Source organism: Pseudomonas sp. NFACC16-2, from assembly GCF_900119205.1.
Classification (GTDB): domain Bacteria; phylum Pseudomonadota; class Gammaproteobacteria; order Pseudomonadales; family Pseudomonadaceae; genus Aquipseudomonas; species Aquipseudomonas fluorescens_Q.
In genome coordinates, this window is the sequence record NZ_FPIX01000011.1 from 34574 (window position 1) to 56623 (window position 22050).

Genomic DNA, 22050 nt, shown 5'->3' on the forward strand with positions numbered 1-22050 from the left:
ACTCCAGAGGACAAGTGGCCGTTAGACGCCGCCCACAGCCTTCGGTTCAGGCCCGGGCCGAGTGAATTAAATAGCGACATTCGCCATGGAACATGGTCTGTTAAGCATTGAAACTTCCGGAGCAAGAATGCCCCATGGATTATTTCGGCCCGCATGTTCTCGGTTACCTGATCGCGCTGCTTCACACCCTGGGCTTCATTGCCGCCGTCCACGCCGTATTGACGGTGCGCACGGCCCAAGGCTCGATTGCCTGGGCCCTGTCGCTGCTGTTTATTCCCTACCTGACGTTGATCCCTTACCTGGTTTTCGGGCGCAGCACTTTTGATGGCTACATCAAGGCGCGCCGACAAGCCAACGAAGAGATGCGCAAGGCGATCTCCGAGCTGAACTGGCGGCCGTGGGTTGAAGAGGCTTTGACCGCCCGAGCCTCCCAGGCCTACGACTCGCTACGGGCCATGCCCAAGCTGGGGCGCACACCGTGCCTGGCGAACAATCAGGTGCGCTTGCTCGTCAATGGGCAGGCCACGTTCGAGGCAATCTTCCAGGCCATCGATAACGCGCGGCAGGCCGTGCTGATTCAATTTTTCATCATCCACGACGACCGCCTCGGCCTGCGCCTGCAGACACTGCTTCTGAAAAAAGCCGCCGAAGGCGTGGCGGTGTATCTGCTTTATGACCGCATTGGCAGCCACTCCCTGCCCCACCGCTACGTCCAGGCGTTGCGCGACGGTGGCGTCCACGTGAAAGCCTTCGCCACCCGCAGCGGCTGGCTCAATCGGTTCCAGGTCAACTTTCGCAACCACCGCAAGATAGTGGCGGTGGATGGCGTTCTAGGCTTCGTTGGCGGGCACAACGTGGGCGATGAATACATGGGCGAAAAGCCGCCCCTGGCGCCTTGGCGCGACACCCATGTCGAAGTCTGCGGCCCGGTGGTGGGGAGTATGCAAGAGTCGTTTGCCGAGGACTGGTTCTGGGCGGCCCGTTCGCTGCCGCCGCTGATCCTGCCAGACACCTACCCGGACGACGGTGTGCTCTGCCAACTGCTGACCAGCGGCCCGGCCGATGCCTACGAAACCTGTTCGCTGTTTTTCGTCGAGGCTATCCATGCGGCCAGCGAGCGAGTCTGGATCACAACGCCTTACTTCATCCCCGACGAAGCGGTGTTCGCGGCCTTGCGCCTGGCGGTGCTGCGCGGGGTGGACGTGCGCATCCTGCTACCCTCGCGGCCAGACCACAAGATCGTCTACGCCGCGTCGAGCCTGTATGCGTTTGAGGCGGTGCGGGCCGGTGTGCGGATGTTCCGTTACGCGCCGGGCTTCCTGCATCAGAAAGTGGTGCTGATCGACAGTGAAATCAGCGCCATCGGCAGTGCGAACCTGGACAACCGTTCGTTCCGCTTGAATTTCGAAGTCATGCTGCTCACGGTGGATATTCCGTTCGCCACCGAGGTCGAGCAGATGCTTGAGCAGGACTTCGCCCAAGCCGTGGAAATCGACAAACAGGAAAGCCGGGAGACCCACCGCCTGCAAAAGATCGGCATGCGGATCGCCCGGCTTATTTCCCCGATTCTCTAAGGGGTGTAGATATCGTCGCGGGTCCAGGGCAACTCATGGCTACCGTCGGCGTGGGCCTTCACCGCCAGGATCTGGTGCAGATTGATCCAGCCCTTGGCGAACGCATAGGCGCAGCCGGCCAGGTACAGACGCCAGATCCGCAACGCCTGTTCCGGCACTTCCTTCGCGGCGGCCTCGAGATTGTCCTCCAGGCGTTCACTCCAATGATCAAGCGTGCGCGCGTAATGCAGGCGCAGGCTTTCCACGTCGACGATCTCCAGCCCCGCTTCGCTGATCTCGGCAGAGATCATCGACAGGTGCGGCAGCTCGCCGTTGGGGAATACATACTTCTCGATGAATTCACCGGCACCCCGACCGACCGGACGGCCGTCGGTGTGCTTGGCGGTGATGCCATGGTTCATCACCAACCCGCCCTCACGCACCGCGCCGAACAGCGTCTTGCAATACTGCTCGAGGTTAGCGTGGCCAACATGCTCGAACATACCGACGCTGACCACTTTGTCGAAACGACCGTCCTGAGGCAGGTCGCGGTAATCCAGCAATTGCAACTCGACCGAATCCTCCAGGCCTTCTGCCTTGACCCGTTCCCGAGCCAGTGCCAACTGCGCCTTGCTCAGGGTAATCCCGAAGACTTTGGCACCGAACTCGCGTGCCGCGTAACGGGCCAGGCCGCCCCACCCACAACCGACATCCAGCAGGTAGTCACCCGGCTGTAATCGCAGTTTGCGGCACAAGTGGCGGAATTTGGCTTGTTGGGCCTGTTCGAGGGTTTCACCGCCCGTCTCGAAATAGGCACAGGAATAGGCCATGTCACTGTCGAGCCATAGCTGATAGAACGCGTTTGAAAGATCGTAGTGATAGGAGATGGCCTTGGCGTCGGTTTCCTTGTCGTGGAGCGATCGCACAGGCGGATTGTCGGTGTCATCCTCGACCAAGGCCTGGCTCAACTCATCGCAGACACGAATGACTTCGTGAATCGAACCTTCGAGTTCCAGTTTGCCTTCGACGAATGCCGCTCCTAGCGCATCCAGGCTGGGATGGGTGAATTGCGCGACCATTTGTGGGTCCTTGACCACGATCGTGACACTGGGGTCGTCACCCAGTGAAAACTCATGGCCATCCCACAGCCGCAACCGAAGCGGTAGATGCAGATTCTGTAAGGCCGGTGGAAGTTGCGCGAGCATGAATAATCCCCCCTTGTTTCAGACGTCTGAAATGAGGGTAGACCATCATAGAAAAATAGCAGGCTATCGAATTTATAGCCTTTCTCTATCACTGTCCCAAATTCACTCCTTGTGCCGGGTAACGCCAGTATGGGTACGCCCTCTCCAACAGAGACTGCAAGGGTGACGCACAGTTCGCCAAGGGTTATCCAACGGCTCCCTTCGCTTGGATTTTCAGGAGCGGCTCCTGGAACCGCAGCAATCGCCCCGCATTACCTAGCACTAGCAGGGTACTGAGATTATGCAGCAGCGCGGCGATCATCGCCCCCGCCGCACCGAGCCAGCCGAAGGCGGCAAAGGCGACGATTGCCAATGTCCAGCCCAAGCCAATGATCACGTTGACCTGCAACGTGCGCCTGCATTGGCGGCTCAGTCGCACGCAGGTGCCGAGGCGGCGCAAGTCGCTGCCGATCAGCACGATGTCTGCCGACGCCAGAGCGATGTCAGCACCGCCTGCGCCCATTGCGACACCCACCACTCCAGCCTTGAGCGCCAGGGAATCGTTGATGCCATCGCCCACCACCATGGGGCGGAACCCATGGTCGATTTCGGCCATGACCCGTTTGAGTTTGTCTTCAGGGAGGGCCTGGGCTTGCAGGTCGCCGATGCCGACATCCCGGGCCAGGGTCGTGGCCACGCTCTGGCGGTCGCCGGTCAGTAGCAACTGACGTCCCAGGCCCAGCTCGCGCAGCTCGGCCATGGCAACCCGCGCCTCCGGCTTGACGCTGTCGGCCAGCAATAGCCAGGCGAGGAATTGCCCGTCCAGGGCCAGGCCGGCAATCGGGCCGTCATGCTCCGGGACCGCTGACGTTTGAATGCCCAGTTGTGCAAACAACTCCGGTCGCCCGAGCGCCGCTTCGCCCTGGGCGGTCATCGCGACCACCCCCAACCCCTGGCGCTCATGGATGTCCGTCAGCGCCAGGCAGTCTTCCTGTTCCGCCAGCCCTGCCAACGCCCGACTGACCGGATGACTGCTGGCCGAACCGAGGCTGGCAGCCAAAGGCAACAGCAACGATGAAGGAGCATCCTGGGCATGTTCAATGGATTGCAGGCGCAGGACGCCGTAGGTCAAAGTACCGGTCTTATCGACAACCAACGACGTCAGGTCCGCCAGTTCTTCCAGGAAGGCCGAGCTGCGGATCAGGATCCCGTGGCGCGCCGCCACCGCGATCCCGGCAATGGCGGTGGCCGGTGCCGAAAGCACCAACGCACAAGGACAGGCGGCGACCAATACCGCCAGCATCGCCTGGGCATCGTTGGTCACGAACCAGGTCACCGCCGCCAGCAGCAACACCAGCACCAGGTAACTGCCGGCGTAGCGTTCCAGCAAGCGAGTGATGGGTGGCTTGGAGCGTTCGGCGCTTTGCATCAGGGCGATGACTTTGCCCAGGGTTGATTCTTCGCCGGTCCGGGTCACTTCCAGGCGCAACAGGCCATCCAGATTGATCGCGCCACCAAAGACTTCTGTACCGACCACAGCCTCCAACGGCACCGACTCACCCGTGATGGGTGCGGTGTCGAGGCTGGCCTGGCCGGTTAACACCCGACCATCGGCCGGTACTCGATCGCCAGCGCGCACCTCCACGACATCGCCGGGCTGGAGTGTCGCGTTGTCGACATCGATGATCGAACCGTCGGCCTGCACCTTGCGACCTTGACTGCGGGTCAGTTGGCCAAGGGCATGGATCGCCTCCTGGGAGCCAATGACGCTGCGCTCTTCCAGCACATGTCCGAAGATCATGATGATCGGCAACAACGCCGCCGTCAGCAGGTCGCCAGTGGCCCAGGCACCGAGCATCGCCAGGGCGATGAGTTGGTCGGTAATCCCGTGCAGGCTTGGGTAACGCAAGCTGTACCAGGCCGAACGCATCACCGGCACCGCCACCAATAGCGAGGCGAACCCCAATAGCAGTTGGCTGACACCGCTCTGCTCTGGCGACCAGCCGCGCCATACCAGTCCCAATGCGAGCAAGCCGAGGGCGAGCATCGCCAAGGTCAGTTGCCGAGCGGCGATGCGTTGTTCCGTCGAGGACAACATCGGTGCGGCGCTGGTTTGGGCGGTCATTGTCCGGCTCCCTGGATGATCAGACGGGCATCGTCTTTCGGGTCGATCGTCGTCACTGAACCGGCCTGGCGAAGGATGGCAGGCATGCGTTCGCGATACAGGCGCAGCAGCATTTGCGGATCGCTGCCTTGGGTCTTCGCCAGGCCCAGCACCGTGGCCGTGTCGGCCGAAGCCTTGGCGAGTCGTTCGCTGGCCTGGGCATGGGCAACTTGCACGGCACGGTCGGCGTCTTGGCGGGCGGCCTGGGAGAGCTTTTCGGCTTCGGTGCGCGCGTTGGCCACGGCTTTATCGGCCTGCTGGCCGGCCGTCAGCACTGCGTTGAAGGCACTCACCGCCGGCCCCGGCAAACTCGATTGCACATCGACCCGCACCACTTCGATGCCCAACCCCTGCCCCGTCGCTGCCAAGTCAGCCAAGCGTCGGTTAAGCCCCTGCACCAGATCGCCACGCAAGCGTTCACGGCGTTCGGCCGCCTGGTTGTCGCTGCCCATCAGTTCGGGGCGAGCCACCAGAATGGTGTCCAAGTCCCGGGCTGCGGTCAGGGCCACGGCACTGCGGGTCGCCAATCGGTCCAGTGCCGGCAGGACATGTTCACCTTGCAAGACGAAGGCATAAGGGTCGGTGACTTTGTAGAACACTCGTACATCGAGTTGCACCACGCCGGCATCACCGGTCAATAAATAACCAGAACCGGCCAAAGCATCGCTAACCGGCGTGGCAAAACTGGCAACACGATCAGCCTGCAGGGCCGCATCCGAGCGCAGCAGATTCTCCACCCGCCGCTCAAGCACCCGATCCGCAGCGGGCAGCAAGACGACTTGTTCCACAGGACGAGGCCACGCCAACAAAAGACCGGCATTCTGGATGCGGTCCAAGGCGCCAAAGTGCAGCACCACCGCGCGATTCTGCGGATCGATCTGCCGCACGTTGGAAAAGAGCCAGGCTAACGCCGCCAATACCGTGACGGCGTAAAGCGCAAGAAATGCCAGGCGTCCAGCCTGGATCCACGGGCTGGATAACTCGTTTGTTCCACGTGGAACCAAACTCATGGTTGTGTTCCACCTTTGCTGTCCACGGAAACCGGACCGTCCACCAGGACACGGAATGGCGCCGCATCGGTGCGCAAAATCAGCTTCGTCCCGGGACTGACAATGGTGCCCAAGGTGTCCAACGAACGGAGCAGATTGTAGAGCTGCGGGGAGCCGGCGTATGCCCGACCATAGATCTCAGCCGCTTCTACTCGCGACTGCGCTTCGATATCCGCGGCTTTCACCGTGGCATCGGCTTGCAAGACTCGCGCATCACGTTCTGCGGCGGAGCGAATCTGCGCCGCTTCGCGCTTGCCGATGGCGGTGCGTTCGGTGGCGATGGTTTCACGCTCGGCGCGCATGCGATCCACCGTCGCCGTCAGCGTCACCGAGGGCAAGGTCAGGCGCTCAACGCCGACTTGCAATACGCGCACGCCATAAGTGGTGAGCAACTGCTGATCAATCTGCTGACGCAGCTGAGCTTCGAAATCTGCGATGCGCACCTGGCTGGCATCGGTGTTAACCAGGTTCGCCAGGTCAAAACTGGCGGCGGTGGTTTCCAGCGCCGAGCCGACGAAGGTGCGGATCTGCCGTGCGGCTTCGTCCGGTTGGTTCTGCACCGCGCGCATGAAACGCTGCACGTTTTCCGGGTCACCCTGCACCTGCCAAGCCACGTAGGCCTGGACGATGATCCGCAGCCCATCACGAGTGCCGACATCCTGCAAACCGCTGGACGTAGTGCGCAACCGCAGGTCCACCGGAATCGCCGCCTCGAACGGTGCCGGCCAGCGCCAACCCAAGCCAGGTTGCAGCAGCACCCGCGCCGGATTACCGAAACGGGTGATGACCGTGGCCTCCCCCGAGCGCACTTGCACCAGGCTTGCGGCCGCAATGGCAAACGCCACCAGCAACGCCGCCCAACCCATGCGCCGCCACGGGAACGGACCGGCCTGCTGCGGATCGCCATGATGGTGGTGGTGATGACCATGTTGATGACCGGCATGGCCGTGATCGTGACCAGCGTGGTCGTGGTGATCGTGTGAAGAGGACTGGCTCAATGGGCAGCTCCTGGCGGGACAGGGTTACGCGGCGACGCAGGGTCTGCCGGCAGCGTGAAGGTACGCAAGTCGATGGTCGGCGCGTTGCCGCTGCCGCCCAGGCGATGGTCGAGAATCAGCAACCGGGCATTGGCGAGGCCCTGGCTGAGTTGGCCCAGGTAATGCTCCAGCACAAAAGCGTGTCCCGCGGTGGCGTAGGCTTTGCGGTCGGCACTGAAGCGCAGGTCGGCGGCCTGGGCGGTTGCGTTGATTTCCCGGGCGGTAGCCGTGGCTTGGTCATGGGCGACGCTGGCTTGCAGTTGTGCCTGGTTGGTCTGTTCGGCCGCCGCGCCGCGCTCTCGGGCGATCAATGCCTGTGCGCCGATCTGCGCCGCCTGCACGCCGTGGTAGGCATTGGCCGCACCAGCCGGTGGATGAATCGCCTCCACAACCGTCGCCAGGATTTCCACACCGCTATCGAGCGATTGCAAATCAGCCTGGACCGCGCGACCGATTTCATCGGCGAGGCTGACACGGTCAGCCCCCAGCAAACCATCCAGCGTGCGCGATGCAAACTCATGCACCAGGATGCGGCTGGCGGTGCTGCGGATCAGCGTCGGCACATCGGCGCTGTTGTAGGTCGCCGCCAAGGCCGCGGCGTCCGTCAGGCCGATGCGGTAGACAAAGCGCACGTCCATGTTGACGATCTGGAAGCTCTGCTGGTCGGCACGACGACTGGCAATGACCTGGGACTTGTCATTCACATGGCTGGCGTCCCACAACCGATTGGCGATTGCCGGCGCCGGTCCCTCCGCCGGTTCAGCCTCGACCATTGCCCGATTCTCCGCGACGCTGGTCGCCAGTTCATGCACAACGCCATTCTCGACGTTGAGCACCCTGCCCCACGGCCAAGGCAACGCGACATGCAAGCCCGGGCCGAACACCTCTACCGGTTTGCCAAAGCGCTCATAGATGCCACGCCCCTGCAGCGGCACTTCGTGCACGCCAGTCAACAACCAGCCCACCAGCGCCACCAGCGCCACCACCGGCAAAAAAGCCCGGCGCATGTAGCTGAAGGCCCAGATCTGGCGCAAGTCGATGCCAAAACGGTTGTGCAGTTCATGTTGCAAGGCCAGCAACGGTTGCGGCGGCCAGCGCAGCAGATCGGCGATGACACTGCGGCCCAGCAGCGTCGGTTCCAGGGCGTCCCGGCGCGGAATGAATAACGACAGCACAGCCCGCAGCAAAAACTCCGCCGCCACCACGCCCGGCAACAGCCCCATCAGCACGGCCAGGCGCAGCGGCCAGATGGACGTTTCTGCGACGAACAACAAACACAAAGCGCCGAGCACCAGCACGATGATCGCCACCCGCGTCAGTTGCGCCAGCGGCAGCGCTTCCGGCCACTCCACGGGAGATTGCTGGGCCAATTGCCGCTCGAACACTAATAGCCCGAATGCCAACAACAACGACAACACCGCCCCCACACTGGCGGAGACACCGAGGGCGGCGGCCGGCAGTTGCAAATTCCAGGCTTGCTCCAGACCCAGCAATACCAGCACTGACCAACCGGCCAGCCACAACGCAGGCGCACCGATCTGTTTCAGCAGACCGACCCCGCGGGCGCCGATTCGCTCCAGCAGCCGCTCATACCAACCCAGGTTATCAACAGGTTCGTTTTCCACAGGCAGGTTATCCACAGCTGGCAGCAGCGCCCTGCTACGCCATTGCGTCACCCACCAGGCCGATTGTAAACCCGCCACCAACACCCAGAGTCCCGCACCTTGGCTGACCAGCAGAACCGGCCACAGCGATTGCGGCGAAAACACCCCGATAAAAAATGCCAGTACCAGCCCCAAACCCGCCACGCTTCCCAGGGCGAAGGCGATCTGCTTCAAGCGGCGCCCTTGGAATGACGCTTGCTGAAAACGCGGCCATTCGGCCACCTGTGCCCCTTCGATATCAAGATCGACTTGCATACCACCCCAACACTCGTGGCGATCAAAATCCGGCCCGTGGACAAATGCCACTGAGGCTGCGTTATAAGCCGTTACCTTATAACGATTCCTGTGAAATTTCCGTTTTGAATTCTTCATGACAAGGCCAACGCAGGCCTCTTGACTTAAGCCTTGACCGAAATCTGCGGAAACGCTCATATTACGAGCATAATTTTCTATCAGGCCAAGCAGGAGAGCAGCGATGAGCAACTACGACGTGATCATTCTGGGCGGCGGACCCGGCGGGTATAACGCGGCAATTCGGGCTGGGCAGTTGGGGTTGAAAGCCGCCTGTGTCGAAGGCCGAGCCACCCTGGGCGGCACGTGCCTGAATGTCGGCTGCATGCCCTCCAAGGCCTTGCTGCATGCCTCGGAACTGTACGAAGCCGCCACGGGAGCGGAATTCGCCAACCTGGGCATTGAAGTCAGCCCCACCCTCAACCTTGCGCAGATGATGAAGCAGAAAGACGAAAGCGTGGCCGGCCTGACCAAGGGCATCGAGTTCCTGTTTCGCAAGAACAAGGTCGACTGGATCAAAGGCTGGGGCCACATCGACGGGCCGGGCAAGGTGATCGTTACCGGCGACGATGGCGCCAAGACCGAACTCAGCGCCAAGGACATCGTCATCGCCACCGGCTCGGAACCCATGCCGCTGCCAGGCGTGACCATCGACAATCAACGCATCCTCGATTCCACCGGCGCCTTGTCCCTGGGTGAGGTGCCCCGGCATCTGGTGGTGATCGGCGCTGGCGTCATCGGCCTTGAACTGGGTTCGGTCTGGCGGCGCCTGGGTGCCCAGGTGACCGTGGTGGAATACCTCGATCGCATCTGCCCGGGCGTGGACGGCGAGGCCGGCAAGACCTTGCAGCGGGCCTTGGCTAAACAAGGTATCCAGTTCAAGTTGAGTTCGAAGGTCACCGGCGCCACGACCTCGGCCAGCGGCGTGCAATTGCAGATCGAACCGGCAGCGGGCGGCGAAGCACAGCCCCTGGATGCCGATTACGTGCTGGTCGCCATCGGTCGTCGGCCTTACACGCAAGGACTGGGGCTGGAGAACGTCGGGCTGAGCCCTGACCAGCGCGGCATGCTCGCCAACCAGAATCACCGGACCGAAGCGCCCGGCGTCTGGGTCATCGGTGATGTGACGTCCGGACCGATGCTGGCCCACAAGGCCGAAGACGAAGCCATGGCCTGCATCGAACAGATCTCCGGTAAGGCCGCCGAGGTCAACTATGCGCTGATTCCCAGCGTCATCTACACCCGTCCGGAACTGGCCAGCGTCGGCAAGACCGAGGAACAACTCAAGGCCGAAGGCCGTGCCTACAAGGTCGGCAAGTTCCCCTTCACCGCCAACAGCCGAGCCAAGATCAACCATGAGACCGAAGGGTTCGCCAAGGTCCTGGCCGATGAACGCACCGATGAGATCCTTGGCGTGCACCTGGTAGGCCCGAGCGTCAGTGAGATGATCGGTGAATACTGCGTGGCCATGGAGTTCAGCGCCTCAGCCGAGGACATCGCCCTGACCTGCCACCCACACCCTACCCGCTCGGAGGCGTTGCGCCAGGCGGCCATGAATGTGGAGGGGATGGCGACGCAGATGTAGGCACAACGCAAACCGGGAATGAACACCTGTGGCGAGGGAGCTTGCTCCCTCGCCACAATCGGTGTTCGCCCGTTAGCTGGCCGACATCCGCGCCTTGCGCCGGCGCCGACTGATCAATCCCAACGCCACGGCCACCACCAGCACGGCCCCGCCCACTTCCAGCCAAGCCTTGTAAGGTCGCAGCGCCGAACGCATCGGGTCCAAGGCCTGGGTCACGTAGCGTTTGTTCGCCTTGCTGAAGTCCGGTTCCTGGCATTGATGACCGAAATCCCCGGCCCAATCCACATACGGACCTTCCTTCACATAGCGTTGATACAGCGCGCTTTGCTCCTCAAGGCTGGAGTTGTACCCCACCGCTTTGCACAGCACCGCCGCAAACGCCTGGCTGGTATGCGGCAAATGATCCGCCGCCTGGCTCGCCAGCGCCGTGGCGACGAACCGATAGTGATAACGCACATCCGGCTGCGCGGCGCTGGCCTGCTGGCGTTGCACTTCGCCTTCGGCCACCAGCGGCCCGACCTTCAGCTCAACCGGTTCCAGGCTGTAGCTACCGCCCAGGCTGGCGTAATCCGGCGCCATCTCATAGCCAAGCAACTCCATGCCCCATTTACGCGCCATCCAGGACGCATTGAAATAGGCCTCGGCCCGTCGGGTTGGCCACCATTTGGACTCCGCGTCCTGGCGCAATTGCCCATAGACGCGGGCCTTGTTCTGCAAGTCTGCGTTATCGAAATAAGCCGGTGCCTCATCAAAGCGCCCTTCCCTCAGCAAGCGACGACCCAGCAGATTGCGCAGGCTCGCAGCCACCGGCAGCGGCACGTAGTTGTCCCGATCCTCCTGACTCAACGCCGGTGGCGCCGGAACTTGGGCGTCGACGTACTGCTTGAGCTCATCCACCGTCAGCACACGCTCGGCAACTGCGGCAGCGTCGTACCAATAGTTGCTCTGGCCGCGATAGAGCTGATCGAAGGCTTGCAGGTAATCACCGCGCTGCAAGGCCAGGATCGCGCTTTCACCTTCGACCCGGCACTTGGGCTGCACCGACTCGAAGTTCCAATCCGGTGTCCGCCGGCTGCCCCAGGATTCATCGTTCGGGAAAGCCTGGGCAGCCTTGGCATAAGCCGCCGCCGCGGCCACTTTGTCGCCGTCGCGCAAGGCCAGCTTGGCACGCACCCACCAGGCCAGGCCGGTGTCGGCAGCCTTTTGCACAAAAGCCTGGGCACTGGCGTAATCGCCGTGCTGGTAACTCACCGCCGCCAAACGGTCGGCATCGCCCAGATTGTCCCGGGCGTTGGCTTGCAACAGTTCGAACAGCCTTTTCTCGCCCGAGGGTTCTTCACCGTCCCACCAGCCGACGCGGCTGAGCAGGTAGGCGGTGACCAATCGCTGCACCAACGGGGTCTTGAGCAGTTCGCTCAAGCGCTCATCCGGCTGGACGCTCAAATCACCGGCCAATTGCAGCAACGAGCTGTAGCCGACCGGAGACCCTTGCAGGTGCTGGATCGCATACAGCCCGATGGCACTGTCCCAATCATCAGCGGTGTAGGCCACCCGGGCTTCTTCGCCAAGGCTGGCGACGCCCAATTCCAGCGGATCGCTGAAGCCGGCAATGCTCAACTCGCGGGCCAGGCGAAACGCCGCTCGCGCCTGGTCCTGCAAGACCACAGGGTCGCCGCTGCCGGCCTCGGTGCTCACGGCGAACAACGCCCGGCCGAGGGAGTATGCGGCCCAGGTGCTGCGCAACCGACGTTGGTCTGCCGGTAACGCCAGCAATTGCTGGAACGCCTCCACAGCGCGCTGATGCTCACCGATGTTGAAAGCCGCCGCGCCAATCGCATACAAGCGCAGCTCATCAGGCAGGTTGGCCGCTTCGGCTGCCACCTGGTCAACATCGGTCAGGGCCCGCAGGCGCTCCACCACCGCTTGCTGCGGCGGGGTCAGGCCGATCTGCTCGGCCTGGTTGCGTTGTTCAACGTAGGAAGGCGGGTCGTCATAGCTGTAGTCCGGGTTGCGTGTCGCCTCGGTGGCCGGCTTGAGCCCGGCAATCGCCTGGCCGAGACGGCTGACCTCGAAGCGAAAGCTGCCTTCGGGTAATTCGGCCAGCGACTGGGCGCGGTTATCCAGCAGGCGCATCGGGAAATCCGGCCCACAGGCCAGCGCCGGGCCCAGCGGCAGGCAAAGGCTCAGGCACAGCAGGTGACGAGGCCACTTACGGGTAAACATTGAAACCTCCTTGGTCAATTTTCGTACAGCGCGCCCAACCGATTGCCCGCTGGCTGCCAGCCGCCAAGCGGCCTTCCTGAATGCGGGTGAAGGTAAGCAGTCCGGGGGTTTGTTGCAACGTATAACCGGCCAAGGCATCGACGCCGTCACACGCGCCGACAGCCAGCGTCAGGCGCTGGGGCCAGGGGCTGTCGAGATTGCCCTGGTTAACCAGGCGGATATCGTACAAACCACCCTGCTCCCCCCACTGCAACGCCAAGCGACTGTCCAGGTTATCTCCCCGGGCGACGGCGCCGAGCGTGGTCAGGCTCCACGCCCGTCGGTCGCCGGCCAGCGGCAGGCGAAACCAGATCAATCCAGCGAGGTGTTTCGGCGGATCGGCACGCAAATCTGCCGCAAGCCCGGCCACTTGTTGCGGATCGGCCAGCAACTCCCGCCGCTCGCCACCGCGATCGATCGGCACTTCGCTTTCCACCACCGGCGCGCCACTTTCCTGGGTCAGCAGCGCCACGCCGTATGCCGGCAGGGCCAGATAAAACGGCCGTGTGGTGATGTCGCTCCAGCGTTGCGCCCAGTGCCGGGCCTGTTTCGGCTCGAACAATCCCTGCCTCGGGTCACTCACCGCGTGGACCTGCAGCACGCTGCTGTCCACCGTTTCCAACAACCCAGGCAATGCCGGGCTGTCGAGCCAGGCCGGTAGCGCGGTAATACTCAGCCGCACGTTGACCGGCAGGACATGCCGCAGTTGGCCGAGAAACTGTCCATAAGCCGGCAACCGTGCGTTGCCCGCATCGTGGTCGATTTCTACCCCTGCCGGGGTCAGGCCTTGGGCTTGCCAATCGCCCAGCACCTGCTGGATCTGCGCGATCACCTCGTCCTGGTCCAAAGCCTTGAGCTGACCGTCCAGGCGAATCACAGCGATCAGCGGACGGCCATCAGCCTTGAGCAAGGCCGGATCGATCCGCGCACGGCTCCAGCCCGCCCCGGGAAAAGCCTGCAACGCCAGCACCCGCAGCGTGGAAAAATCTCCCCGGCTTTGGCGCAGCGCCAGCGCGTGGGCCGGGATCCATTGGCGTTGCCAGATGTAGAGCTGTTGATCGAGGGCCGGGGCCGGAGGTTGTTCGCACCCGCCCAAAAGCAACACGGCAAGGGCCAGGGAGAGCCGGAAAAAAACAGTCATGAAGCCTTCCACCCATAAAGCCCGGCAGATTACGCCACCCGGATCCCGGCGAACACCTGTGGAGAGGGAGCTATGAAAGCCCGCCCGGCTTACGCGCAATAATCACCTGACTCTTGGCCACCACCGCGTCCAGCGCCTGCTTGATCTGCGCCCCACGCGGTGAGTTCAGCACCGCTTGCCAGGTGTCGGCCCAATGATTGAGCAACGGGTGGTCGGCGTTGCTGAGATCGACCTTGGCCTCCCAGAACAACAGCATCCATATCGACCAGTAGAAACCGTATTGGCTGTGGCTCAACACCGTAAGCCCGGCATCGCTGACCATCGCCTTGAACTGCTCTTCGCTGATGATGCGAATGTGGTTGGGCTTGCGGAAGTACTCCGGCGCGGCAATGTCCTTCTGCAGGTCTTCGGAGCTGGGGTGCGGCACGCTCAACAGGTACAGCGCACCAGGCTGGCCGACCCGTACCAGTTCGGCAAGGAACTGCGCCGGGTCGTCGACATGCTCGATGACTTCGGTGGACACCACCCGCGTGGCCGTGGCATCGGCAATCGGCAGCGGGTTGCAGTCGGTCACGTGGCACTCGACTTCGCGCGCAGGGGTGTCGCTCAAGCGTTGGCGAGTGGCCTCGACCTTGGCCGCGTCGATGTCGGCGATGATGATCTTCGCCCCGCGCATCGCACAAAAATGCACGTTACCGCCATCGCCGCATCCCACGTCCAGCAGCGTATCTCCAGGGCTCACCGGGAAACCGGTGAACAGCTCGTCAGTTTGCTGGTTGAACCAGCCGCTGAGCACCGCATCATGCAACCCGAGCATGTACGGGTCGACCTTGTCGGCGACCGGCTCAGCGGGCGCGGGCGTGCCCATGGTGAGTTTCTTCAAAAGGCTCAGCATGACGGGGCTCCAGAGGCAGGAAGGACGGTTCGGTTGGCGGACAAGCGTTGCACCAGTTGAGCACCACGAGCGCGCAAGGGCATTTCCACCAGACGATAGTTGAGCTCGCTCAGCAGCCCAATCAACGACAACCCGCAGGCCAACGCCAGCCAGGGGTGGCTCGCCATGTCAGGCGATCCCAGCGGTGAGAAACGGAACCACAGCTCACGTAGCAGGAAAAACACCGGAATATGAATTAGATAGATGCCATAGGATCGGCTGCCGACCCAGGTCAACGCTGTTTTCACCGGACTGGGCGGCAGCAGGTAATCTCGGTCGTAGGAAGCCACCCAGACTAACACGGCACTGAGTAGCGCTATGACCCCTATGCGATAGAACGAAAAATTGAAATGCTCAGTCGCGATCACAGCCATTACGCCACCGAGCCCCATTATCAACAGAGCACCCAGGCCCGACCGGCGTAACCATTTTGGTTCGAACCGCTCGTAATCCGACCGCAGGCTCCAGACCGAGAGCAGCACACCAAGGGCCAGGGCGTCGGTACGAAAAACCATCAGCCACAAGCCTCTCATGGTGAAAAACTGCAACAGCACCACCGCCAGCAACACCCAGACCAGGTAACGGCGCGTGACGAACACCAGCAAAGGCAAAATCAAATAGAACTGCTCTTCCAGCGACAGCGTCCAGTACACGAAGCTCGCGCCGTATTCATAACGCATGAAGGCATCGCCAAAGCGTACGTTGGCAAATTGCAGGAATCCGGCCAGCGTCGCCTGCAGGTTGGCCTCGATACTGCCAAACGCGCCAGAGCGATTGAAGAAAAACACCGCGAACAACACCAGTAACAACCAGAGCCAGGCCGAGGGCAACAGGCGAAACGCCCGGCGAATCCAGAATTCACGGGTAGTGGCCCAGAATTGTCGAGGCGTATCGCAGCGGCGTAACTGAGGAATCAGGTTGCGACCAATGACGAATCCGGAAATAGCGAAAAACAGATCCACCCCCCACCACAGCTGAAAAATATCGGCCGTGGCTGCCAGACGTGGCATCCCACCCGGTAGCGGCATGCTTTGTATGTGATGGAACAGCACGCCGATTACCGCAATGGCGCGCAGCAATTCGATATCCATGATTCGCTTGCTGCTCATGATGCGTTCCCACACGAAGGATTGGGTTTGCGAGCGATGATGACCTGGCTCTTGGGCATGAATTGGTCGAGTATCTGTTTGATAGCCAGGCCGTCGGGTTGCGCCAGCAAGTCCTGCCAGAGGCTGGCCCAACGTTCCATTAGCGGCGGGTACGGCGCCCGGATACGATCATGCACGGCGCCCTTGAGGTCCCGCCCCGCCGCCTTTTCGCTAGCCCAGAAGAAAATCATGCCCATGACCCAGAAGAATCCGCTGGCCTGGCGATGCTCAATGACCAGTCCGGCGTCCTCCACTAAAGCGGCAAACCGGTCGGCACTAAAAATCCGCACATGGTTGGGTGTTTGAAAGTAGCCAGGTGGCGCAATACCTTTCTGCAAATGCTCGCCCACCGACGCGGGCACGCTGAGCAGATACTGCGCCCCGGGTTGACCCATGCGCACAAGTTCAGCCATGAATAATTCCGGGTGGTCGACATGCTCGAGCACTTCCATACACGCAATTTTGTTCGCACAACCATCGGCCAGAGGCAGCGGCAGGCTATTGCTCACCAGCCCCAGGAAGGGCGCGCTCGTCTGGGTCTCGACCTGACGCGCCAGGTCCCGCACCTTGTCATGCTCACTGTCGGTAAAGATCAGAGATGCCCCCTGGCGCAGTGCGAAGGACGTCGCCCAGCCCTCACCGCAGCCGACATCCAGGAATGTGTCGCCGGCTTTTATGGCAAAGCCTTTAAGCAGCTCACCGGTTTCATTAGCAAACCAGCCATCAAGAATTGCATCGCTGAATCCAACGTTACGGGGCGAAACGCCTCCTTCCGATGGCAACACAGGTTCAGTCGAAGGTCCGGGCCGCGGTTGACCCGCGTTCCGGCGTCGCTCGTACATATCCGCCAAGAACGTGCGCACCTGCCGTTCGGCATTGGCCTGGCTGCAATACATCTCAAGCTTGCGCACAGCATGGGCCGACATCCGGCGATAACGTTCTGGGTCGTTTTTGGCTACGTCATAGCTAGCGCGATAGGCAGAGCACAATGAGTCCCAATCCGTGACATAACGCAAGGTACGGTATGCCGAACGTGGATCGTGTGGCCAGGCCGTCGACTCCTCACAGGAGTCCACCACAAAGGCATTATCGTGGTCGATATAATCGGCCATCGCCGTGTTCAGAGGTGCAATGGCCGGTCGCCCGCAGGACATGAACTCCATCAGCGGCAAGCACTGCCCTTCGCCGTAGGAGCTGTTGACCACATACCGGGTAGCGCCCACCAGTCGCTCGTAATCCGCGTCCGCCAGGTAGCCATGAATCAATACGATGCGACAGCGGTACGGCTGGCTCCGGTAAAGATGGTGCAGCATGTGGGTGAGCGCGCCGGCAATATCATGATGGGTCAGCTTGAGCACCAGGGTCGCGTCGGCAATATCACGGAATGTGGCACAGAACGCGCTGATCATATCCTGCCAGTTCTTGCGCCCATCATAAGGATTGAACACCGACGTATAGATCACACCGTCAAGTACCAACTCGCAGTCCTGGGCCGCAGTTTCAAAAACCACGGGGGCACCGGGCAGATGCTCCGGCGGACCATAGGGCCGCAGGTCGGCGGTGCGACTGTCGATCAACAGACCCCGCAACTGCAGGTGCATTTGATCCACTGTCGGCCTTTGCGCCAACACCGTACCGCGAGCGGCAAAGCGGTCCCACACCGGGGCAGCGATAGCGGCAATCGGAAAATCCGCCCCCATCACGTCACGCACGGCATTGACGGTAAAACTGGAATGGGTAATCGCCATGCCGGTCGCGCCGAGTACCATGCGCCAGTCGTGACGAGGTTCACCTTGCCAGCTTTCAGTGGGAATGGTGCTGAACTCCCAGGCAAACACGGGAATCGTAGGGCAGGCGTAGTGGATCGCGGTGCGATGGGGTGGGGAAAACGAAAAAAACACGCAGTCCTCACCACGAGTGAGGCAATCGGCATACAGCTGATCGACTTCTTCATCCGGCCGGGACACTTCAATGACCCGCCCCAAACGCTCCAACACCGGACGGAATTCCTTGAGTACGAAGTAGTAGCTGTATTCGGGTTTGCCGAGATTTTCCAGGATATTGGTCTGGTTGGTTTCTGAATAAATAATGATCAGCATGATACGGACCCTGGCTGGACTATGAACGCCGGCGTTTCATCGCGACTTGGTCCCGCGAGAAAAGCCGCCAGCCGTTGCTCAGCCGGAGCGAAATCGCAATGGCGACGCATGCGCTCGCTCGCCGCCGACGCCATGGCCTGGTAGGCATTCGGCTGATGCCGGGCCATGGCATAGCTTTGTTGATAGGCCTGCTTCAATGAGCCCCAGTCAGGCCGATAGCTCAGGGTGCGATACAGCAGACGCGTGTCTTGCGGCCAGGGCGTAGGCTCACGGCTGGACTTGACGACAAAAGCCACCTCGGCGTCGATGTAATCACGCATTGCAGTATGGTCCGGCGCAATCGCCGGACGTGCACAAGACATGTATTCCATCAGCGGCAGACACACCCCTTCACAGCGGGACGCATTGACGTAATAAGTCGCCGCACCATACAAACGGATAAGCTGCTCATCCGCCAGGTCGCCGTGTAACACCACCACCCGGCAATTGAATGGCGATAGCTGAGATAGCAGAGTCAGCAACTCGACGTAGTAGGCCGACAAGTCCTTCTGCGTGATTTTCAGCAACAACGTGGCATCCTCGACATCACGCAGGGCCCAGCAGAAAGCCGTTATCAGGTGAAGCCAGTTTTTTTGCCCATCCAGCGGGTCAAGTACACTGACATAGACGACACCGCTGACTTCAGTCTCTGCCGTCTGGCTGGTATCCGGCAAAACGGCCTGGGGATGCTCCGGCGGGACAGGTTCCCGGACAGGCTCTGGCAATGGCTCGACCACCACGGTAACCGGCGGCGCTGGGGTTCCTCGAAGGACTCTACTGAGCAACACTCGCGCAAAAACAGGCATCAGGTCCCGGACCGCTTCGCGATACCAGCACAGCAGGTTGTGCTTGATCAGCCACAACGTCCCCTGCTCGCCATCACTGTTGAAAGCTCTGAAAATTTCCCTCAGGTAATGTCGGCTAATGAACCCACGACGTCGCCAGGTCGGGACCGGCGGCTCGATGACAGGCTCGATGACCACCTCGGGAGCCGCGAACACCTGCTCCGGCCTCTCTTCAATGAGAGGTGCAATCAAACCATCGGCCGACAACCCAAGAAAGCGACTGTCGATGATGCAGCCCTTGATATGCAGGGCCATGCCCGGATTGACCGGCCTGCTTGGATATTGCTCACGAACCACCGCGAAACGCTCCCACAACGGAGCGGGCAGGACCAACACGGGGAAATCCTCGCCCAACGCACGGCGAATAGCCTCGGCTGCGTGGCCTGACAGCGCAATCACCCGGCCATGGCGGCTCAAAGTACGACGCCAGTCCCGCCCAGGGTCGTCGCCAAAAGGCTCGGTCGGGATCGAGTCGAACGCCCAGGCGACCACACAGACCATCGGGCATAGCAGATCCGTGGGCGTGTTGTGAGGGGGTGAAAATGAGAGAAACAGGCAATCCTGGCCTGCCTCTTGAAATCTCTGGTAAAGCGGATCGACCTCGGCCACTGAGGACACCACGTGCACCCGTCCCAGGCTTTCCAGCATGGGACGATAGGCCGTGAGCAAAAGGTAATGGCTGCTCTCAACGCAGTCGAGGGCCTGGCTGACGGAGAGATCGTTAACATCCGAGTAAAGAATGAAGTTCATGGTACCCCATCATGGAATCGCCATCCCGGCGATCCCAATTCAGGACGGTCAAGTCATGGATCGAACCGGCCCGGGGCCACGCCCACCCATCGTCTTGTTACCCGTCTCGTTCTTGTTTTTAGTCAGTCATTGGCCTGCGGTCCGGCCTGAAAATCAGGTTCGGTGGGCGTCGTGACGAGGGCATTCTAAACACATCCACCAAGGGTTCGTGAACCGCTCGGCGAGAATAAACCCGCTATAAATATGAGAACTGACCGGTCACGGTTTGCGCTGTTGAAATTACTTCGAAATTGGCACAGATTGGCAACCAAACAACTACAACAAACGCTTCTCCAGGTCGATCGTTGAGTGATTTTTCCCCGATCTTACGGAAATTTCCCACTCAGTTCGCTCTAGACGAAGCAGCCGTCGAAGGGGGCTGGTGCTTGAAAAAACGTCTGTTCGTTACGGGCCTCAGCGGTTTCGTTGGACGTCACCTCAAATCTCGACTGAACGGTCATGATTCGGCGTGGCAGGTGATGCCTGTCGCTGCCCGCTACGACCTGACGGATGCCAAGACCCTGGAAGGCCTCTGGCCCGAGATTCCCGACGCCGTGATCCACCTGGCGGGACAGACCTTCGTCCCCGAAGCCTTCCGCGATCCGGCACGCACCCTGCACATCAACCTGCTGGGCACCTTGAATCTGCTCCAGGCCCTCAAGGCCCGGGGTTTCACCGGGACATTCCTGTATGTCAGCTCCGGTGATGTCTATGGCCAGATCAGCGAAGACCACCTGCCGATTACCGAACTGCAACTGCCCTCCCCGCGCAACCCGTATGCCGTGAGCAAGCTGTCGGCCGAACTGCTGAGCCTGCAATGGGGCATGAGCGAAGGGTGGCCGGTGCTGGTGGCCCGTCCGTTCAATCACATCGGTCCCGGGCAGAAGGACAGCTTCGTCATTGCCAGCGCCGCCCGGCAAATCAGCCGGATCAAGCTGGGCCTGCAACCGGCTCGGCTGCAAGTGGGCGATATCGACGTGACCCGCGACTTCCTCGATGTCGGCGATGTGATTTCGGCCTACCTGGCCCTGCTGGACAAAGGCGCCCCGGGACAGGTCTACAACATCTGCTCGGGCCGCGAGCAGAGCATTCGCAGCCTGATCGAACAACTGGGCGATATCGCCCAGGTCGACGTGCAACTGATCCAGGACCCTGCGCGTCTTCGCCGCGCAGAACAGCGTCGCGTCTGTGGTAGCCCAGCCAAGCTACGACAGACCACCGGATGGACGCCTGAAACAACAACACAACAATCCTTGCGGGCGATCCTGTCCGACTGGGAGATACGGGTACAACAAGAATGAAAAGTGCATTGATCACAGGGATCACCGGTCAAGACGGCGCGTATCTGGCCAAGTTGCTGCTCGACAAGGGTTACAAGGTCCACGGCCTGGTGGCGCGACGAAGCAGCGACTCACGCTGGCGACTGCGAGAAATGGGCATCGAACAGGACATCGTTTACCTGGACGGTGACATGGCCGATGCCTGCTCCGTGCAACGGGCCGTGACCAAGTCGGCGCCGGACGAGGTGTACAACCTGGCCGCACAAAGTTTCGTCGCGGCCTCCTGGGATCAGCCGGTGACCACCGGCATCGTCGACGGGCTGGGGGTCACCCACCTGCTCGAAGCCATTCGCCAGTTCAGCGTGCATACGCGCTTCTACCAAGCGTCCACCAGCGAAATGTTCGGCCTGATCCAGGCCGAACAGCAGGACGAGCACACCCCGTTTTACCCACGCAGCCCCTATGGCGTGGCGAAACTGTACGGCCACTGGATCACCGTCAACTACCGGGAAAGCTTCGGCCTGCATGCCAGCAGCGGCATCCTGTTCAACCACGAATCACCGCTGCGCGGCATCGAGTTCGTCACCCGCAAGGTCACCGACGCCGCTGCACGCATCAAACAGGGCAAGCAGCAGGAACTGCGCCTGGGCAATATCGACGCAAAGCGCGACTGGGGCTTTGCCGGCGATTACGTCGAGGCCATGTGGCTGATGTTGCAACAGGACACCCCCGACGATTACGTAGTGGCTACCGGCGTCACCACCACTGTGCGCGAGATGTGCAGGATTGCCTTCGAACACGTGGGCCTGGACTACCGTGACTTCGTCAAGATCGACCCGGCGTTTTTCCGCCCGGCCGAAGTCGAAGCGCTACTCGGCAACCCGGCCAAGGCACAACGCGTCCTGGGCTGGAAACCCAGGACCGACCTCGACACCCTGATCCGCATGATGATGGATGCGGACATGAAACGCGTCGCCAAGGAGTAG

15 protein-coding genes and 1 pseudogene are annotated in these 22050 nt (G+C 61.5%); 4 read left to right on the forward strand and 12 right to left on the reverse strand.

Annotated elements, in window-relative coordinates; genetic code table 11:
• Positions 1–134: 134 nt before the first annotated feature.
• Positions 135–1574 (forward strand): cardiolipin synthase, encoded by a 1440-nt coding sequence (gene cls / locus BT116_RS11855; protein ID WP_072343610.1) that lies wholly within the window; start codon positions 135–137, stop codon positions 1572–1574.
• Here cls and cfaB read toward each other — a convergent pair.
• The 5 genes from cfaB to BT116_RS11880 form a co-directional block, all read right to left on the reverse strand.
• Entirely contained in the window at positions 1571–2758 is a 1188-nt protein-coding gene (gene cfaB / locus BT116_RS11860) for a C17 cyclopropane fatty acid synthase CfaB (protein WP_072343613.1), read from the reverse strand. The two genes, cls and cfaB, sit on opposite strands and share 4 nt — an antisense overlap.
• A gap of 184 nt (positions 2759–2942) precedes the next feature.
• The gene (locus BT116_RS11865; RefSeq protein WP_072343615.1) at positions 2943–4862 is read right to left on the reverse strand and encodes a heavy metal translocating P-type ATPase; all 1920 of its coding nucleotides are present in this window, start codon (positions 4860–4862) and stop codon (positions 2943–2945) included.
• A complete protein-coding gene (gene hflK, locus BT116_RS11870; protein WP_072343618.1) occupies positions 4859–5911 on the reverse strand; it encodes a protease modulator HflK in 1053 nt (350 codons plus the stop codon). The genes BT116_RS11865 and hflK overlap by 4 nt, the downstream gene beginning before the upstream one ends.
• Positions 5908–6948, reverse strand: coding sequence for a protease modulator HflC (gene hflC, locus BT116_RS11875; RefSeq protein ID WP_072343621.1), 1041 nt, complete (start codon positions 6946–6948; stop codon positions 5908–5910). The genes hflK and hflC overlap by 4 nt, the downstream gene beginning before the upstream one ends.
• Positions 6945–8906 (reverse strand): protease modulator HflK, encoded by a 1962-nt coding sequence (locus BT116_RS11880; RefSeq protein ID WP_072343624.1) that lies wholly within the window; start codon positions 8904–8906, stop codon positions 6945–6947. Before BT116_RS11880 ends, hflC begins: the two co-directional genes overlap by 4 nt.
• A 220-nt stretch (positions 8907–9126) precedes the next feature.
• Here BT116_RS11880 and lpdA point away from each other — a divergent pair, with 220 nt between their 5' ends.
• On the forward strand, positions 9127–10527 hold the full coding sequence (lpdA, locus tag BT116_RS11885) for a dihydrolipoyl dehydrogenase (protein ID WP_072343627.1): 1401 nt from the start codon (positions 9127–9129) through the stop codon (positions 10525–10527).
• A gap of 72 nt (positions 10528–10599) precedes the next feature.
• Here the strand turns inward: lpdA and BT116_RS11890 are convergent, their stop codons facing one another.
• From BT116_RS11890 to BT116_RS11920, 7 genes and pseudogenes are all read right to left on the reverse strand, one after another.
• Positions 10600–12750 carry a hypothetical protein gene (locus BT116_RS11890; protein ID WP_072343630.1) on the reverse strand — a complete coding sequence of 717 codons (2151 nt, stop codon included), beginning with the start codon at positions 12748–12750 and terminating at the stop codon, positions 10600–10602.
• Positions 12737–13930, reverse strand: coding sequence for a DUF3142 domain-containing protein (locus BT116_RS11895; RefSeq protein ID WP_072343633.1), 1194 nt, complete (start codon positions 13928–13930; stop codon positions 12737–12739). The genes BT116_RS11890 and BT116_RS11895 overlap by 14 nt, the downstream gene beginning before the upstream one ends.
• Before the next feature lie 70 nt (positions 13931–14000).
• A complete protein-coding gene (locus BT116_RS11900) occupies positions 14001–14825 on the reverse strand; it encodes a class I SAM-dependent methyltransferase (RefSeq protein ID WP_072343636.1) in 825 nt (274 codons plus the stop codon).
• Positions 14819–15973, reverse strand: coding sequence for an acyltransferase family protein (locus BT116_RS11905; protein WP_072343639.1), 1155 nt, complete (start codon positions 15971–15973; stop codon positions 14819–14821). Before BT116_RS11905 ends, BT116_RS11900 begins: the two co-directional genes overlap by 7 nt.
• The gene (locus BT116_RS31035) at positions 15970–16797 is read right to left on the reverse strand and encodes a class I SAM-dependent methyltransferase (protein ID WP_371856164.1); all 828 of its coding nucleotides are present in this window, start codon (positions 16795–16797) and stop codon (positions 15970–15972) included. The genes BT116_RS11905 and BT116_RS31035 overlap by 4 nt, the downstream gene beginning before the upstream one ends.
• A gap of 24 nt (positions 16798–16821) precedes the next feature.
• Positions 16822–18111, reverse strand: a pseudogene (locus BT116_RS11915) (glycosyltransferase); the annotation flags it as partial.
• The gene (locus BT116_RS11920) at positions 18105–19745 is read right to left on the reverse strand and encodes a glycosyltransferase (RefSeq protein ID WP_072343642.1); all 1641 of its coding nucleotides are present in this window, start codon (positions 19743–19745) and stop codon (positions 18105–18107) included. The gene BT116_RS11920 and the pseudogene BT116_RS11915, both read right to left, overlap by 7 nt.
• 425 nt (positions 19746–20170) lie before the next feature.
• On the opposite strand from BT116_RS11920, the gene BT116_RS11925 reads away from it, so the two are divergent.
• Positions 20171–21085 carry a GDP-mannose 4,6-dehydratase gene (locus tag BT116_RS11925; protein ID WP_072343646.1) on the forward strand — a complete coding sequence of 305 codons (915 nt, stop codon included), beginning with the start codon at positions 20171–20173 and terminating at the stop codon, positions 21083–21085.
• Positions 21082–22050 (forward strand): GDP-mannose 4,6-dehydratase, encoded by a 969-nt coding sequence (gene gmd, locus BT116_RS11930; RefSeq protein ID WP_072343649.1) that lies wholly within the window; start codon positions 21082–21084, stop codon positions 22048–22050. The genes BT116_RS11925 and gmd overlap by 4 nt, the downstream gene beginning before the upstream one ends.